1 protein-coding gene and 2 pseudogenes are annotated in these 1,401 nt (G+C 40.4%); all 3 read left to right on the top strand.

The window, feature by feature from the left end:
• Positions 1 to 335: pseudogene (locus ACFIK2_RS09095) on the top strand (hypothetical protein); the annotation flags it as partial.
• Positions 332 to 733, top strand: coding sequence for a hypothetical protein (locus ACFIK2_RS09090; protein WP_273791508.1), 402 nt, complete (start codon positions 332 to 334; stop codon positions 731 to 733). The pseudogene ACFIK2_RS09095 and the gene ACFIK2_RS09090, both read left to right, overlap by 4 nt.
• Positions 734 to 868: 135 nt before the next feature.
• Positions 869 to 1,210: pseudogene (locus ACFIK2_RS09085) on the top strand (hypothetical protein); the annotation flags it as partial.
• Positions 1,211 to 1,401 lie beyond the last annotated feature (191 nt).

Genomic DNA, 1,401 nt, shown 5'->3' with positions numbered 1-1,401 from the left:
TTGTTGGAGCGGCTGCTCACATGCAATCGATGGCCAATACAGTAGATTATCTAAGCGATGGCGAAAAAAATTATATCTACATACAAGGTCATATGTTAGACCCCATTAGTACAGTGATTGGTTACAATTGGCCTACGGCTTATGGGGTACGTTCCAAACCATATGATTCATTACATCCGTTAATTCTACCCCTCAGAGAGATGGGGGGAGCGATCATCGGCTATAATCCTAGTACCCATAATTGTTATGCTGATGCAAGTGCTAAGTGTAAAAATGATTACGGTTCATTTGATTTTATAAAATTTTATTCCACGAGAACAGGGAACAAAAAATGAAAATACGATTTAACTTATTGAGCCTGCTCATTCTATTAAGTATTACTGGATGTGATATGGACAAATCTCCTCCAGGGGAAGTATATGGGTGGATCAAGCCAGGAGCAGACTTTACCGAGGTAGGAAAAGCCTTATTAGAATGTGGCATGCCACATCTTAATTATCTTGAGGCTGAAAATCAAAAGCTCAGCAATAATGATAATGCAACAATTTATGCTTGTATGATTCAAGCAGGATTCCGTGACAGATATGGCGGTCCATCTTGGTGTGTGAATCATTGGAGGGAAAACCTTCCGATTTGTCGACCAGGCGCGGTCATTCCGAAACGAAGTGTTGAAAAGCGCTTAAACAGCCCTTTTTGTAAAAAATATAAAAATGCGGATGAATGCCAATCTTAAGTGATGATCAACAATCCGCCATCCTTGCCTTTGCTTGGAATGGCGCGATTGTTCCCTCAATCTGTCATCTCAATATTGTTCACCGTTGTTTTAAGCAGCGGTGACAGAAAATATCAACAGGCTTAAGAGCTTTTTATCNAATGTGGTTGGAAACCGGTTTATGCTTCTTCTAGTGATATGAATTCGTATGCGAGTGAATTTGCCTCAGTTTATGAGTGCATGAAAAAAGCAGGTTTCCGATATAAATTGCAAGATTCAAAAGGGATCTATTTTACACAACCTCCCAAAAGTGGCTCATTCCTAAGCAATTTAATGATAGCAGGATATCAGCAATTTATGGACAATGACTCCTTTGGTGTGACCAACAAAACGAAACAGGAACGGGCTTTACTAACGCATTTTGAGGATGAAAGAAAACGTCAGCAAAAGCAAAAAGCTTTACAAAAGCGATCACCAAAGCGTCCTCCCCATCGTTAAAAGGTCGTTGGATAAAATCACGAATGAAGTAGGGGATCAAAGCTGTCTCCTTCTTTATTCAAGCGGGTGGCACTTTAAATAAGGCAGCATTCATGGTGTTGGCGCTGATATTATCGCTGGTACCAATCCAATCTATGTGCTGGAAAATGATGCACAGAGCGGAAAGATCACCATGGAAGCAGGTAAAGATA

The organism is Bartonella sp. AP88XZML (genome assembly GCF_042195565.1).
Classification (GTDB): Bacteria; Pseudomonadota; Alphaproteobacteria; order Rhizobiales; family Rhizobiaceae; genus Bartonella.
Note: the sequence above shows the minus strand (reverse complement) of the source record. Positions and strands in the feature narration are given on the sequence as shown.

Bases quoted from the DNA above. Each gene is read 5' to 3' on its own strand.
- ACFIK2_RS09090 (WP_273791508.1), top strand. From the start codon at position 332: ATGAAAATACGATTTAACTTATTGAGCCTGCTCATTCTATTAAGTATT.